At 73.4% G+C, this 14434-nt stretch carries 16 protein-coding genes; 12 read left to right on the top strand and 4 right to left on the bottom strand.

The window, feature by feature from the left end; translation table 11 throughout:
- The first annotated feature begins 36 nt into the window (after positions 1 to 36).
- The 5 genes from B7C62_05600 to B7C62_05580 are packed head-to-tail and all read left to right on the top strand — an operon-like array spanning position 37 to position 4335.
- Positions 37 to 693, top strand: coding sequence for a nicotinamide mononucleotide transporter (locus tag B7C62_05600; protein ARF71789.1), 657 nt, complete (start codon positions 37 to 39; stop codon positions 691 to 693).
- Positions 690 to 1769: a transcriptional regulator gene (locus B7C62_05595; GenBank protein ID ARF71788.1), complete on the top strand. Its 1080-nt coding sequence runs from the start codon at positions 690 to 692 to the stop codon at positions 1767 to 1769. Before B7C62_05600 ends, B7C62_05595 begins: the two co-directional genes overlap by 4 nt.
- Positions 1766 to 2551: an NUDIX hydrolase gene (locus tag B7C62_05590; protein ID ARF71787.1), complete on the top strand. Its 786-nt coding sequence runs from the start codon at positions 1766 to 1768 to the stop codon at positions 2549 to 2551. Before B7C62_05595 ends, B7C62_05590 begins: the two co-directional genes overlap by 4 nt.
- Positions 2527 to 3552, top strand: coding sequence for a hypothetical protein (locus B7C62_05585; GenBank protein ID ARF71786.1), 1026 nt, complete (start codon positions 2527 to 2529; stop codon positions 3550 to 3552). Before B7C62_05590 ends, B7C62_05585 begins: the two co-directional genes overlap by 25 nt.
- Positions 3553 to 3555: 3 nt before the next feature.
- A complete protein-coding gene (locus B7C62_05580) occupies positions 3556 to 4335 on the top strand; it encodes a nucleotidyltransferase (GenBank protein ID ARF71785.1) in 780 nt (259 codons plus the stop codon).
- 104 nt (positions 4336 to 4439) lie between these two features.
- Here the strand turns inward: B7C62_05580 and B7C62_05575 are convergent, their stop codons facing one another.
- The gene (locus B7C62_05575) at positions 4440 to 5129 is read right to left on the bottom strand and encodes a nucleotidyltransferase (protein ID ARF71784.1); all 690 of its coding nucleotides are present in this window, start codon (positions 5127 to 5129) and stop codon (positions 4440 to 4442) included.
- A 54-nt stretch (positions 5130 to 5183) separates the two neighbouring features.
- Entirely contained in the window at positions 5184 to 5609 is a 426-nt protein-coding gene (locus B7C62_05570) for an iron sulfur protein (GenBank protein ARF71783.1), read from the bottom strand.
- A 256-nt stretch (positions 5610 to 5865) separates the two neighbouring features.
- On the opposite strand from B7C62_05570, the gene B7C62_05565 reads away from it, so the two are divergent.
- The 5 genes from B7C62_05565 (at position 5866) to B7C62_05545 (ending at position 10472) form a co-directional block, all read left to right on the top strand.
- Positions 5866 to 6228 carry a chorismate mutase gene (locus B7C62_05565; GenBank protein ARF71782.1) on the top strand — a complete coding sequence of 121 codons (363 nt, stop codon included), beginning with the start codon at positions 5866 to 5868 and terminating at the stop codon, positions 6226 to 6228.
- Entirely contained in the window at positions 6225 to 7310 is a 1086-nt protein-coding gene (locus B7C62_05560) for a prephenate dehydrogenase (GenBank protein ID ARF71781.1), read from the top strand. Before B7C62_05565 ends, B7C62_05560 begins: the two co-directional genes overlap by 4 nt.
- 265 nt (positions 7311 to 7575) lie before the next feature.
- A complete protein-coding gene (locus tag B7C62_05555; protein ARF71780.1) occupies positions 7576 to 8271 on the top strand; it encodes a cytidylate kinase in 696 nt (231 codons plus the stop codon).
- Positions 8268 to 8924 carry a 1-acyl-sn-glycerol-3-phosphate acyltransferase gene (locus B7C62_05550; GenBank protein ID ARF71779.1) on the top strand — a complete coding sequence of 219 codons (657 nt, stop codon included), beginning with the start codon at positions 8268 to 8270 and terminating at the stop codon, positions 8922 to 8924. Before B7C62_05555 ends, B7C62_05550 begins: the two co-directional genes overlap by 4 nt.
- 78 nt (positions 8925 to 9002) lie before the next feature.
- Positions 9003 to 10472 carry a ribosome biogenesis GTPase Der gene (locus B7C62_05545; GenBank protein ARF71778.1) on the top strand — a complete coding sequence of 490 codons (1470 nt, stop codon included), beginning with the start codon at positions 9003 to 9005 and terminating at the stop codon, positions 10470 to 10472.
- Positions 10473 to 10539: 67 nt separating this feature from the next.
- Here B7C62_05545 and B7C62_05540 read toward each other — a convergent pair whose 3' ends face one another.
- Both B7C62_05540 and B7C62_05535 read right to left on the bottom strand, forming a co-directional pair.
- Complete coding sequence (locus B7C62_05540) at positions 10540 to 10869, bottom strand: hypothetical protein (protein ID ARF71777.1); 330 nt, start codon at positions 10867 to 10869, stop codon at positions 10540 to 10542.
- Between the two features lie 137 nt (positions 10870 to 11006).
- Positions 11007 to 11789, bottom strand: coding sequence for a hypothetical protein (locus B7C62_05535; GenBank protein ID ARF71776.1), 783 nt, complete (start codon positions 11787 to 11789; stop codon positions 11007 to 11009).
- A 520-nt stretch (positions 11790 to 12309) separates the two neighbouring features.
- Here B7C62_05535 and B7C62_05530 point away from each other — a divergent pair.
- Both B7C62_05530 and B7C62_05525 read left to right on the top strand, forming a co-directional pair.
- Positions 12310 to 13593: a glycosyl transferase gene (locus B7C62_05530; GenBank protein ARF71775.1), complete on the top strand. Its 1284-nt coding sequence runs from the start codon at positions 12310 to 12312 to the stop codon at positions 13591 to 13593.
- Positions 13590 to 14426, top strand: a complete 837-nt coding sequence (locus B7C62_05525; protein ARF71774.1) for a transferase — start codon at positions 13590 to 13592, stop codon at positions 14424 to 14426. Before B7C62_05530 ends, B7C62_05525 begins: the two co-directional genes overlap by 4 nt.
- Positions 14427 to 14434: the final 8 nt, after the last annotated feature.

The raw sequence follows: 14434 nt of genomic DNA, 5'->3' as shown, positions 1-14434 counted from the left end.
TATAGTCAGAGTGACTATTAAGAAGGAGGGGGGCCCGTGAGCCTCGCGGACATACTCGATCCCCTGCAACAGCCCCTGGTGACGGTCCTGGACACCCCGGTCAGCTGGACCGAGGTGCTGGGATTCGGCAGCGGGGCGCTCTGCGTCTGGCTGGTGGCCCGCCAGCACATCGCCAACTGGCCGATCGGCATCGCCAACAACGTCTTCTTCATCCTGCTGTTCGCCCAGGCTGGGCTGTACGCCGACGCTGGCCTCCAGATCGTCTTCATCACCCTCGCCGCGTACGGCTGGTGGACCTGGACCCACGGGGGTGGACCAGGGACCTCCGTCCTGCCGGTGCGCAGAACGACCCGCACCGAATGGACCTGGCTGCTCGCGGCGGGGGCGGTGGGGACCCTGGGGATCACCCTGCTGCTCTCCCGGGCCACCGACTCCACCGTCCCGTTCTGGGACGCGCTGACGACCTCGCTCTCGCTGATGGCGACGTACGGGCAGTGCCGGAAGCGGCTGGAGTCCTGGTGGCTGTGGATCGCCGCCGACCTGGTCTACATCCCGCTCTACGCGCACAAGGGGCTGTATCTGACCTCGCTGCTGTACGCGGGCTTCCTCGTCCTCTGCGTCGTGGGCCTGCGCAGCTGGCGCCGCGACCTGACCGCCCGCACCGCCCGCCCGCTGGAGGTGGCCGCCGCATGAAGCGTTACGGACACGGACTGGTCCTCGGCAAGTTCTACCCGCCGCACGCGGGCCACCACCACCTCGTCGAGACCGCCCGGGACCGCTGCGAACGGCTGACCGTGCTGGTCTGCGCCGCCTCCGTGGAGTCCGTTCCGCTCGCGGACCGGGTGGCCTGGATGCGCGAGGTCCACCCGGACGTCACGGTGGTGGGCGCGGTGGACGACACGCACATGGACGTGCACGACCTGGCGGTCTGGGACGCGCACATGGCCGTCTTCACCGCCGCCGTACCCGAGCGGGTCGACGCGGTCTTCACCTCGGAGGCGTACGGGGAGGAGCTCGGCCGCCGCTTCGGCGCCGCGTCCGTCCTCGTCGACCCCGACCGCACCCTTTTCCCGGTCTCCGGCACCGCCGTGCGCAAGGACCCGGTCGGCTGCTGGGACTTCCTCCGCGCGCCCGTACGGGCCGCCCTCGCCCGCCGGGTCGTCGTCCTCGGCGCCGAGTCCACCGGCACCACCACCCTCGCGCGGGCCCTCACCGACCACTACCGGGCCCGGGGCGGGGTCTGGGCGCACACGGCGTACGTCGCGGAGTACGGGCGCGAGTACAGCGAACGCAAACTCGCCGAGCTGCGCGAACGGTGGCCCGGAGCCGCCTGGGAGGACGTCACCTTCACCACCGGTGACTTCCCCGTCATCGCCGAGGCCCAGAACGGGCGCGAGGAGGCCGCCGCCCGCACCGGCTCCCCGGTCCTCTTCTGCGACACGGACTCCTTCGCCACCACCGTCTGGCACGAGCGGTACGTCGGCGGGCGCAACCCCCTCGTAGAGGAGATCGCGGACCGGGTCGGGCACCACCTCTGGCTCCTCACCGACCATGAGGGCGTCGCCTTCGAGGACGACGGGCTGCGCGACGGCGAGGAGCTGCGGCCCTGGATGACCGACCGCTTCCGCGCCGAACTCACCCGTACGGGAAGGCGGTTCATCGAGATCACCGGCCCGCCCGAGGCCCGGCTCGCGCAGGCCGTCGCCGCCGTGGACGAACTCCTCGCCACCGGCTGGGACTTCGCCGCGCCGCTCCCGGAGAAGCGATGAGCACCGGCGTACCCGAGGGGTACGACCCGCACGCCTTCCCGCCGTTCGCGGTCACCGTCGACCTCGCCGTCTTCACCGTCCGGGACGCGGCGCTCCACGTGCTGCTGGTGGAGCGCGGCCAGGAGCCGTTCCGGGGCGGCTGGGCGCTGCCGGGAGGCTTCGTCCTGCCCCGCGAGTCCGCCGACGAGGCCGCCCGCCGCGAACTGGCCGAGGAGACCGGCCTCGGCCCGGACGCCGTGGACTCCCTCCACCTGGAGCAGCTGCGCACCTACACCGAGCCGGACCGCGACCCGAGGATGCGGGTCGTCTCCGTCGCGTACGCCGCCCTCCTGCCGGACCTGCCCGAACCGCGCGGCGGCGGCGACGCGGCGAGCGCGAAGTGGTGGGACGCGGGCGTCACCGGCCCGCTCGCCTTCGACCACGACCGCATCCTCACCGACGCCCGCGACCGGATTGGCGCCAAGCTCGAATACACCTGCCTGGCCACGGAGTTCTGCCCGCCCGAGTTCACGCTCGGCGAGCTCCAGCAGGTCTACGAGACGGTGTGGGGCGTCGAGCTGGACCGCCCCAACTTCCGGCGCAAGGTCCTGAGCGCGCCGGGCTTCGTCGAACCGGTCGACGGCCCGCCGCGCCGCACGGGCGGCCGGGGCAAACCGGCGGCCCTCCACCGGGCGGGCGGCGCCACGGCCCTCCACCCACCCCTGCTGCGCCCGCAGCCCACCGACGCACCCCTCTCCCGCCCGGAAGGACGCACACCATGGCCCTCACCACCCGAAGGCTGACCAAGCAGGCGGCCACCGGCTCGCTGACCGGGCTCGCGCTCGGTGACGCGCTGGGCTTCCCCACCGAGTTCAACGACGTGCCCTCGATCCTCGCCAAGTGCGGCCCCTGGCGGGGAATGGAGCTGCCGACCCCCGCGTTCGTCACCGACGACACCCAGATGACGATCGCGCTGGGCCGGGGCATCCGCACCGCCATGGACAGCGGACTGCTCACCCCGGAGCGCATGGTGGACCCGGTACGCGGGGAGTTCATCGCCTGGTACCACGCGCCGGACAACAACCGGGCCCCCGGAAACACCTGCCTCACCGCCTGCCGCCTCCTCGAGACCACCCGCGTCTGGCAGGAGGCGAGCCAGACGCACTCCAAGGGCTGCGGCGCCAACATGCGGGTCGCGCCCATCGGCCTGGTCCCCGGGCTCAGCGCCGAGCAGCGCGCCGGAGCAGCCCAGCTCCAGGCCGCCCTGACCCACGGCCACCCCACCGCGCTCGCCGCCTCCGACCTCACCGCCCGCGCGGTCCTCCTGCTCGCCCAGGGCGCCGAACCACTGGGCCTGGTCGGCCAGTTGCGCAGCTACGCGTACGAGAACAGCGGCCGCTACCACACCCGCTGGCTCGGCGACCTGTGGCACTACGCCGGGGACCCCTCGCCCGAGGCGTTCATCAGCCGGGGCTGGGACGAGTGCCAGAGCGCGCTCGCCGCCCTCCAGGAGGCCCTGCGCGACCCGTCACCGGAGACGGACCCGTGCGAGCGGACCGGCGACGGCTGGATCGCCGAGGAGGCCCTCGCCACCGCCCTGCACTGCTTCCTGCTCTTCCCGGAGGACCCGCTCACCGCCCTGCGCCGGGCCGCCTGCACCCGGGGCGACTCCGACTCGATCGCCTGCCTGGCGGGCGCCTTCGCCGGGGCCCACCTGGGCGCGGGGGCCTGGCCCCAGGAGTGGTCGGAGCGGATCGAGTACCGGAGCGACCTGCTCTCCCTGGCGGCGCTCTGGGATGCTTGAGCGATGAGCCCCACTCCTCTGACCCTGGCGCGGGCCGGCCTCCCGGTCGTCGACCTGCGCCCCGACCCCGCCGACGCCCCGGGCCCGCTGGTCTTCGCCACGGTCTCCGGCGCCCACCTCTACGGCTTCCCCTCCCGGGATTCGGACGTGGACCTGCGGGGGGTCCACGTCCTGCCGGCCGAGGCGCTGGTGGGGCTGCGCGAGCCGGAGGAGACCCGGACCCGGATGTGGGAGCGGGACGGGGTCGAACTGGACCTCGTCACCCACGACCTGCGCAAGTTCGTCCGGCTGATGCTCCGGCCCAACGGCTATGTCCTGGAGCAGCTGCTCTCCCCGCTGGTGGTCCACACGAGCGCCCTCCACACCGAACTGGCGGCCCTCGTCCCCGGCGTGCTGACCCGCCACCACGCCCACCACTACCGGGGCTTCGCCGGGACCCAGTGGCGGCTGTACGGGAAGACCGGCGAGCTGAAGCCGCTGCTCTACACCTTCCGGGCCCTGCTCACCGGCATCCACCTGATGCGCAGCGGGGAGGTGCTGGCCCATCTGCCCGCCCTGCTCGACGAGGTTGACGCCCCCGCGTATCTGCCCGGCCTGATCGAGGCGAAGGCGGAGGCCGAACACGCGGCGGCCACGGAGGCGGACGGGGAGACGGTGACCCGGGACATCGAGGCGCTGCACCGCGTCCTGGACGAGGCACAGGAGCGCTCCCGGCTGCCGGAGACCGCGACGGCTTTCGACGCCCTGCACGACCTGGTCGTACGGGCGAGGCTGAGGCCCTGAGGCCCTTGGAGGCTGCCGGGCTGATGCCCTGACGGCCTGAGGCCCTTCGGGGCTTCCGGGTCCCCACCCCGCCCGCCAGGCCCCCGGAAGCCCCCGGGAAGCCCTCAGCGGGCCGACGCCCTCCTCACCCGTACGAGAAAGTCCTCCACCGCCGCCCGGTCCGGCCCGGGCGGCAGCGGCGAGCCCTCCGCCGCCGCGTCGCTCTCCTCGGCCAGGCGGTTCACCCGGCGCTCCACCTCCGGCCACGGCACCTCGCTGCGCTTCACCGCCAGCAGCTCCTCGCGCGCGTCGCCCACCCCGATGCGCAGCTCCCCGGTGCGCAGCAGGTCCCGGCAGCTCGTCAGCAGCCGCAGCAGGTGCATCGCGTGCTTCCAGCGCGGCTCGCCGTACTGCCGTACGTCCGCCTCCAGCTTCTTCCGCTGGCCCAGCGCGTAGCGGACGAACGTGGTGTGCGCCTGACGGGAGAGGAACGCCCCGCGCAGGGCCACCAGTTCCCGGCCGGTGGCGTCCGCGTACTCCACCAGTGGGGAGTGCAGGCACTCCAGCGCGTTCGGATTGGCCCGCAGCGCCAGCTCGCAGAAGCGCTCCAGCTCCCAGGAGAACTGCTCGGGGGCCGGGCCCTCGATATGCGCCGGGGGCTTGGTGAAGCCCCAGAACAGCGTGGTGGGCGCGACGAACACGCCCCGCCGGTCGGTGTCGCTGTCCTCCGTCGCCAGCCCGAACGCGCGCGAACCCATCACACAGGAGTAGACCGTGTGGTCGCGTACGAGAGCCGCGTCGGCGGGGGTGATCATGGCCGAGAGCGTACGTGGACGGAGGCCGCGGCGCCTCGGGGATTCGGGGCCGCCTCAGCCCAGCCGGATCGCCCCGTCCGTGACCGTGATCCGCTCGGCCGGCAGCGGGCGGGTCGCCGGACCCGTCTCGACCGCCGCGTCCCTGATGGAGAACTTGGAGCCGTGGCAGGGGCAGTTGATGGTGCCGTCGCTGACCGTGGAGACGAGGCACTGCGCATGGGTGCAGACGGCGGAGAACGCCTTGAACTCGCCCTCCTCCGGCTGGGTCACCACCACCTTCCGCTCCTTGAAGACCGTGCCGCCGCCGACCGGGATGTCACCGGTCGCGGCGAGCCGCTCCCCGCCGCCGGGGGAGGCGTCCGGCGAGGTCGCGGCCGTCTCCCCGCCGCCACCCCCGTCGCCGTCCGATCCGCAGCCGGTCACCAGGGCGGCGGCCCCTGCCGCGCCTGCCGCCAGGACCGTCCTTCGCCGTGTGCTCATGGGCTCTCCAGTTGTCGGATGGGTGTGGGGGAAGCGTGCTCGCCATGGTGGCGCCGGGGAGCGCGGAGGTGAAGCAACCGGGCGGGCCGGGGACGATTTCCCGTGCCGCCGACCGCGAAAACGCCCCGGAAGGCCGACCGGCGCACCTCGCCCCACCGCGTCTCACCTGGGGAGCGTGGCGGCCGCATCGGCTGCCGCCCCTCTAGGGTGATCAGGGCAGGAGCAGTGCGGAAGCGGAACGAGCGAGGAGTACGACGTGGCGGTACGAGCGGTCCGGGGAGCCGTCCAGCTGGAGCGGGACGAGGCCGGGCACATGGACGAGCGGGTCGGTGAGCTGCTCACGGCCGTCCTGGAGCGCAACGGGCTGGTCGCCGACGATCTGATCAGCATCTGGTTCACCGCCACCCCGGATCTGCACAGCGACTTCCCGGCCGCCGCCGCGCGCGGCCTCGGGATCGTCGACGTACCGCTGATCTGCGCCCAGGAGCTGGACATCGAGGGGGCCATGCCCCGCATCGTCCGCCTCCTCGCCCATGTCGAGACCTACCTCCCGCGCGCGGAGATCAGCCACGTCTACCTCGGCGCGACCGCCGCCCTGCGCAAGGACATCGCCCAGTGAGAACCGCCCTCGTCATCGGAACCGGCCTTGTCGGCACCTCCGCCGCCCTCGCGCTGTCCGGCCGCTCCGTCCACGTCCACCTCGTCGACCACGACCCCGAGTCGGCCCGTACCGCCGCCGCGCTCGGCGCCGGGACCGACGAGCCCCCGGCCGGTCCGGTCGACCTCGCCGTCATCGCCGTACCGCCCGCCCACACCGCCACCGTCCTGGCCACCGCCATGCGCGCCGGGGCGGCCCGGGGCTACCTGGACGTGGCGAGCGTCAAGGGCGGCCCGCGCCGTGAGCTGGAGGCGCTCGGCCTCGACCTCGCCCCGTACATCGGTACGCACCCGATGGCGGGCAAGGAGCGCTCGGGGCCGCTGGCTGCCACCGCCGACCTCTTCGAGGGGCGCCCCTGGGTCCTCACCCCGACCCGGGACACCGACACCGAGGTCCTCAACCTCGCCCTGGAGCTGGTCGCGCTCTGCCGGGCCGTCCCCGTGGTGATGGACGCCGACGCCCACGACCGGGCCGTCGCCCTCGTCTCGCACACCCCGCAGCTGATCTCCTCCATGGTCGCCGCGCGGCTGGAGGAGGCCGACGAGACCGCCGTACGCCTCTGCGGCCAGGGCATCCGCGATGTCACCCGGATCGCCGCCTCCGACCCCCGGATGTGGGTGGAGATCCTCTCCGCCAACCCCGGGCCGGTCGCCGACGTGCTCGCCGGGGTCGCCGCCGACCTGGCGGAGACCGTCACCGCGCTGCGCGGCCTGCACTCCGCCGACGAGGAGAAGCGGCGCGCGGGCACCGACGCCATCGAGGACGTCCTGCGCCGGGGCAACGCGGGCCGCGTCCGGGTCCCCGGCAAGCACGGCGCCGCCCCCGCCGCGTACGAGACCGTGGCCGTCCTCATCGGCGACCGGCCGGGCGAGCTCGCCGCGATCTTCGCCGACGCGGGCCGGGCCGGGGTCAACATCGAGGACGTCCGCATCGAGCACGCCACCGGGCAGCAGGCGGGCCTGGTCCAGATCATGGTGGAGCCGAGCGCGGCCCCCGTGCTCGCGGCGGCCCTGACCGAGCGCGGCTGGTCGGTCCGCAGCTGAGGCAGCGGGGGGAGACCGACGCGGAGGAGCCTTCGGCCCGGACCGGTGGGGGAGGCCCTCGGCCGGGACCGGCGGGGAAGCCCTCGGCCCGGACCGGCGCGGAGGAGCCGGACCCCGCCCGGCGCCACCCCCGTACGGCGACGGCGCCACCCCCGTGACGGGGACGGCGCCTCCCCCGTACGGGGTACAAGGGCGCGCCCGGCACTCGGTAACCTGGTACGGGGCCTCCCGTGGCCCGTCCGTCCCCACCCCGTGTACCAGGAAGGTGTCCACCGCCGTGGAAACCGCAAGCTCCGCAGTGATCGTCGCCATCGACGGGCCCTCCGGCACCGGCAAGTCGAGCACCTCGAAGGCCGTCGCCGCCAAGCTCGGCCTGAGCTACCTGGACACGGGCGCGCAGTACCGGGCCATCACCTGGTGGATGCTGAACAACGGCATCGACGTCACCAGCCCCGCCGAGATCGCCACCGCCGCCGCCAAGCCCGTCATCGTCTCCGGCACCGACCCGACCGGCCCGACGATCACCGTCGACGGCGAGGACGCCTCCGGCCCGATCCGCACCCAGGAGGTCACCTCCCAGGTCAGCGCGGTCAGCGCGGTCCCCGAGGTGCGCACGATCATCACCGAGCTCCAGCGCACCATCGCCGCAGGCGCCCGGGGCGGCATCGTCGTCGAGGGCCGGGACATCGGCACCACCGTGCTGCCCGACGCCGACCTGAAGATCTTCCTCACCGCCTCCCCGGAGGCCCGCGCCGCCCGCCGCAGCGGTGAGGTCAAGGGCTCCGACCTCGCCGCCACCCGCGAGGCCCTGATCAAGCGGGACGCCGCCGACTCCGGCCGCAAGACCTCACCGCTCGCCAAGGCGGACGACGCCGTCGAGGTGGACACCACCGAGCTGACCCTCCAGCAGGTCATCGAGTGCGTCGTCACCCTCGTCGAGGAGAAGCGGACCGCCGCGTGAGCGACGCCACGGGGGCGCCCACACTGCGCGGAGCAGCCGTCGGGCGGCGGATCGGCATCGGCCTGATGTACGGGCTGTGGAAGCCGCGCGTGCTCGGCGCGTGGCGCGTGCCCGCCGCCGGACCCGTCATCCTCGCGGTGAACCACTCCCACAACATCGACGGACCGATGCTGATGGGGACCGCGCCCCGGCCGGTGCACTTCCTGATCAAGAAGGAGGCGTTCGTCGGCCCCCTCGACCCGTTCCTGCACGGGATCGGCCAGATCGAGGTGGACCGTACGACCGTCGACCGCACCGCCATCGGCCACGCGCTGGGCGTCCTGGCCGACGGCGGGGCGCTCGGGATCTTCCCGGAGGGCACCCGGGGCGAGGGCGACTTCGCCTCGCTGCGGGCCGGACTCGCGTACTTCGCGGTGCGCGGCGGGGCGCCGATCGTCCCCGTCGCCGTCCTGGGAAGCACCGAGCGCCGAGGACGGTTGATACGGGGGCTGCCCCCGCTGCGCAGCCGGGTCGACGTCGTCTTCGGTGACGCGTTCGACGCGAGCGCCGGTGACGGGCGGCGTACCCGCAAGGCGCTGGACGAGGCGACGCTGCGCATCCAGGCGAAGCTCACCGCCCACCTGGAGAGCGCCAAGCGCCTCACCGGCCGATAGGCGAGACTTGACCTGACTTGAGTAGTGGATCGCGCTGATCGCGGTCCATCGATGATGATGCAAAGAGGAACGGACTTCATGAACGACCAGATTCACTCCGGCGGCTCGGACCACGAGCACGGAGAACTTGGCGATGCCGAGTACGCGGAGTTCATGGAGCTCGCCGCGCAGGAGGGCTTCGACCCCGAGGAGGTCGAGGGCGCCCTCGGCGAGGCCGGTCACGGCCCGCTCCCCGTGCTCGCCGTCGTCGGCCGCCCCAATGTCGGCAAGTCGACCCTGGTGAACCGGATCATCGGCCGCCGCGAGGCCGTCGTGCAGGACAAGCCGGGTGTCACCCGCGACCGCGTCAGCTACGAGGCGGAGTGGGCGGGCCGCCGGTTCAAGGTCGTCGACACCGGCGGCTGGGAGCAGGACGTGCTGGGCCTCGACGCCTCCGTCGCCGCCCAGGCGGAGTACGCCATCGAGACCGCCGACGCCGTCGTCTTCGTGGTCGACTCCACCGTCGGCGCCACCGACACCGACGAGGCCGTCGTCAAGCTGCTGCGCCGGGCGGGCAAGCCCGTCGTGCTCTGCGCCAACAAGGTCGACGGCCAGAGCGGCGAGGCCGACGCCACCGCCCTGTGGTCGCTCGGCCTCGGCGAGCCCTACCCGGTCTCCTCGCTGCACGGCCGCGGCACCGGCGACATGCTGGACGCGGTCCTGGAGGCGCTCCCGGACGCCCCGGCCCAGAAGTTCGGCACCGCGCCCGGCGGCCCCCGCCGCATCGCGCTGATCGGCCGCCCGAACGTCGGCAAGTCCTCCCTGCTGAACAAGGTCGCGGGGGAGGACCGGGTCGTCGTCAACGAGCTGGCCGGCACCACCCGTGACCCGGTCGACGAGCTGATCACGCTCGGCGGCATCACCTGGAAGTTCATCGACACGGCCGGTATCCGCCGCCGCGTCCACCTCCAGGAGGGCGCGGACTACTACGCCTCGCTCCGTACGGCCGCCGCCGTGGAGAAGGCCGAGGTCGCCGTCGTCCTGATCGACTCCAGCGAGTCCATCAGCGTCCAGGACCAGCGGATCATCACCATGGCGGTGGAGGCCGGACGCGCCATCGTCGTCGCCTTCAACAAGTGGGACACCCTCGACGAGGAGCGCCGCTACTACCTGGAGCGCGAGATCGAGACGGAGCTCGCGCAGATCTCCTGGGCCCCGCGTGTCAACGTCTCCGCCGTCACCGGCCGCCACATGGAGAAGCTGGTCCCGGCGATCGAGACCGCGATCGAGGGCTGGGAGACCCGCGTCCCCACCGGCCGGCTGAACGCCTTCCTCGGCGAGATCGTCGCCTCCCACCCGCACCCGATCCGCGGCGGCAAGCAGCCGCGCATCCTCTTCGGCACCCAGGCGGGCACCAAGCCGCCCCGGTTCGTGCTCTTCGCCTCCGGCTTCCTGGAGCACGGCTACCGCCGCTTCGTCGAGCGCCGCCTTCGCGAGGAGTTCGGCTTCGAGGGCACCCCGATCCACATCTCGGTCCGGGTCCGCGAGAAGCGCGGCCGCAACAAGTAGCGCACACGGGAGAGCCCCGGCACGGCCTGTACGAAGGGACCGTGCCGGGGCTCTCCCGTACCCGCTCTCAGGACTCCCCGGCCCCCGGCGGAAGCGCCGCGGGCCGGGGCCGCCCGGCGTGCCGGCCCACCCGCTGCCAGGACCCCAGGGTCCCGGTGTGGTGGCTCTGGCCGCCGGACCCGGCGGAGTGGCTCTGGCCCTGCCCGGCCGGGGACGGGTGGCCGCTCAGCGGGGCGCGGGAGGCGAAGAGCCCGGCGCCGAAGGCCGGGAAGCGGAGATTCTCCTCACCGCTCCGGTCACCCGGCAACGCCCGGAACGAGCGCCGGTACTCGGAGTACAGCGCGTCGTAGATCGGGGTGGCGGAGGTGCCCACCGATGGCTCCTGCGCGGGGCGCATGGCGGGAATCTGGCTCTGGTGCTGGCGGGAGGGGTCGTATGAGTGCACGTAGGTGCCAACGACCTCGCCGCCCGTCGGATGCGGTCCCGGCGGAGAAAACGCTGTTCGGCGGGGGTGCCCCAGCTGGGCGGACATGATCAGGTCCCGGCCAGCGGCATCGAGGCGGCGACCAGGACCCCGTTGACCGCGGCCTTCTCCAGGGCGTCCCGGAGCAGATCCTCGCGCGGCTGCTGGCCGATGGTGCCGGCCGGTGCCGCGAAGACGAGGACGGTCTGCGACTTGTTGACCGCCGCCCGCCAGCCGTCGGTCACCTGGAGCGGCTGGTGGGCCTGCCACCAGGCGACCGGGTTGCCACCGCCGGAACCCGGCTGCAGCACGGCGTGCAGCTGGCCCACGGCGAGCAGCACCGACCAGCCGGGCAGCACCTCCGGCAGCCGGTTCAGGTCGGGGGCCGGGCGGAAGCCCTGCTCCAGCAGCAGCTGGAGGAACTCGTCGCCCCCGCTGCCGTCGGTGCCGGGCCGGGCGACCGGGCCGGTCGGTTCGACGACCAGGGCCGGGCGGACATCGTCCTCGATGAGAACGAGACCGCTGGTGATGCCGAGGACGGCCTGTTCGGGCATGCGCCCCTCCGTATTCTGCTGCTCGCTGCCGGTGATGCTGCGCACCGCGCCCTGGAGCTGGTCCTCCGCGACCTTGACGACCTGCGAGGGGATGCACGTCGCGTGGGCGAACGCGAGCACGGCGGTCTCGTCCCCGATGAACAGCACCGTGCTGGTGCGTTCCTGGTCGGAGTCGCCGGGGGTGCGGCAGGAGGTGCAGTCGTAGCTGCCGGGGGTGTCGTCGCCGACGAGCAGCCGGTCGGCTTCGTCGTCGCCGATCTCGGCGCGTACGTCCTGGCTGACGTCGAGCATGCGCGGCACGGGTGGCTCCTCGAACTCGGTGCGTGGGCCGGGCGGTTCCCGGCTCATGCAGAGACAACGCGGCATCCGTGGCCGGGGTCACGCACCGGCGGGGACGGAAGTGGGCTCCAAGTCGATACATCGGTACATCGATGAGTCGACCCGGGCGCTGTACGGAGCGGCCTTCGCGACCTGCTCCGCAGCCTCCCGGAGATTTCGCCCGGACGCAGGCAACCTCCCCGGTTCTTTTCCCGTCAAGCACGGAGGAATGCGTCGGTCAACAGATGACGGGTAGGCGACCGGGCGAGCGAGCCGACCGCCTCCGAATGGTGCGTTCCGCATCGGGGCCGACAGCGATCCGGATGCGGAGACTCCGGAAAGCCGCTGGTCAGCAGGGGTACCGGCGGAGCATCGGAGACGGCGGGCGACGCTCCGCATTCCATCGCGGAATCCCGGAAGATTCCGCTCCGCATTCCGGTGGGAAAACCGCCGGGACGTACAGTCACGACAGACCGACCGACCAGGGGGAAACAGCGGCGCCATGCATATTTCATTTCTTCTGCACAATGCGTACGGCATCGGGGGAACGATCCGCACGACCTTCACGCTCGCCCGTACCCTCGCCGAACAGCACGACGTCGAGATCGTGTCCGTCTTCCGCCACCGCGACGCGCCCGTCCTCGGCGCCCCCGAGGGCGTGACGTTGCGCCACCTCGTCGACCTGCGCAAGAAGAGCGCGACGTACGACGGTGACGACGCCGAACACGCCAGGCCCGCCCGGGTGTTCCCGCGCGGCGACAGCAGGCACCGGCAGTACAGCAGGCTCACCGACGCCCGGATCGCCGCCCATCTCCAGGGGATCGAGGCCGATGTCGTCGTCGGCACCCGCCCCGGACTCAACGTGCACATCACCCGGCAGGCCCGGCGCGGCCCGGTGCGCGTCGGGCAGGAGCACCTCACGCTCGACAACCACGGCTACCGCATGCGGCGCGAGATCGCCCACCGGTACACCCTGCTCGACGCCCTCACCACCGTCACCCGCGCCGACGCCGAGGACTACCGCAGCAGGCTGAAGCTGCCCGGCGTGCGGATCGAGGCCATCCCCAACGCCGTTCCCGAGCCCGCCTGCCCGCCCGCCGGGGGCGACCTGAAGTGGGTCGTCGCGGCGGGGCGGCTGCACCGGGTCAAGCGGTACGACCTGCTCCTGCGGGCCTTCGCCCAGGTCGCGGCCGTCCGCCCGGACTGGCGGCTGCGGATCTACGGCGGCGGGGACGCGTCCGGCAACGAGGAGGCGTCGCTGCGCGCGCTCATCGGCCAACTGGACCTGCACAACCATGTGTTCCTGATGGGCTCGGTCAACCCCCTGGAGGCCGAGTGGCCCAAGGGGTCGATCGCCGCCGTCACATCGGACCGCGAGTCCTTCGGCATGACCATCGTCGAGGCGATGCGCGGCGGACTGCCCGTCGTGGCCACCGACTGCCCGCACGGACCGGGCGAGATCATCGAGGACGGCACCGACGGCCGCCTCGTACCGGTGGGCGACTCCGACGCCATCGCTGCCGCCCTGCTCCAGCTCATCGAGGACGACGACCTGCGCCACCGGATGGGCCGCGCCGCGCTGAGCGCGTCGGAGCGCTTCGACCCGGCGCGGATCGCGGAGCGCCACGAGAGCCTCTTCACCGAACTCGCCGCCCGCGGGGCGCAGGGGCGCGGCCACAGCGCCCTGCGCACCGCGTTCCATCGCACCCGGGGGACCGTCCTCGACGGGGCGTACGCCCTCCGCTACAAGGCCGCCGACGTGCTCCGCAAGGGGAAGACCGCATGACCGCCACCGCCACCACCGTACGAGCCGACTGCGCCGCCGATCCGGCCGGAGCGCTCACCTTCGACCTGGCCCCCGCCGCCGCCCCCGGCCCCGAGGCCGTCCTGCTGCTGCGGCGCCGGGGAGCGGCGGGCAGCCGCCCCGGCGGTACGGTGCGGCTCCCGCTGAGCCGGTCCGCCCCCGGGCGGCTGCGCGCGGTGCTGCCGCACTCCACCGTGCTGCCCGAGGGGCGCTGGGACGCGTACGTGGAGGAGCCCGGCACCGAGCGCACCCTGACCGTCGAACCGGGGCTGCGGGATCTGCGCGCCCTCGTCGACCGCACCCCCGCCACCGGCACCGCGACGATCAGCTCCCGGGTGCCCTACCCCACCCTCGACGGCCGCCTCGCGGTGCGCTGCTGGCTCCGCGCCCCGCACGCCGAGGCCGGTGCCGTCCGGCTCGGCCCGTCCGGCATGACCGTGGAGGGCGTGCTGTACGGGGTCACGGCGGGGGAGGGGGCCGTGGTCGAGGCCCGGCTGCCCGGGGACCCCGCACAGCTCCACCGGGTCCCGCTCACCGCCTCCGGCGGCCCGGGCGGCTTCGCCTTCACGCTCCCCTACGCCCCGCTGGTCACCGCCCCGGTCCGCGAGGAGCAGCTCCGGCAGCTGTGGCTGGTCCCCTCGGCGGGCGCGGACGCGGTACGGATCTCCCGCATCCTCGACGACGTCTGGTCCCGGAAGAAGTCGTTCGTCTACCCCGGCCGCCCGGCGGCCGACGGGGTGTCCGCCGCCCCCTGCTACACCGACGACAACGACCTCTGCGTCCGCCTGACGCCCGGAGACCCGGCAGCCGCCTGACGGCCCCT

The organism is Kitasatospora albolonga, assembly GCA_002082585.1.
Lineage (GTDB): Bacteria > Actinomycetota > Actinomycetes > Streptomycetales > Streptomycetaceae > Streptomyces > Streptomyces stephensoniae.
This window is presented reverse-complemented; position numbering and strand designations above follow the sequence as displayed.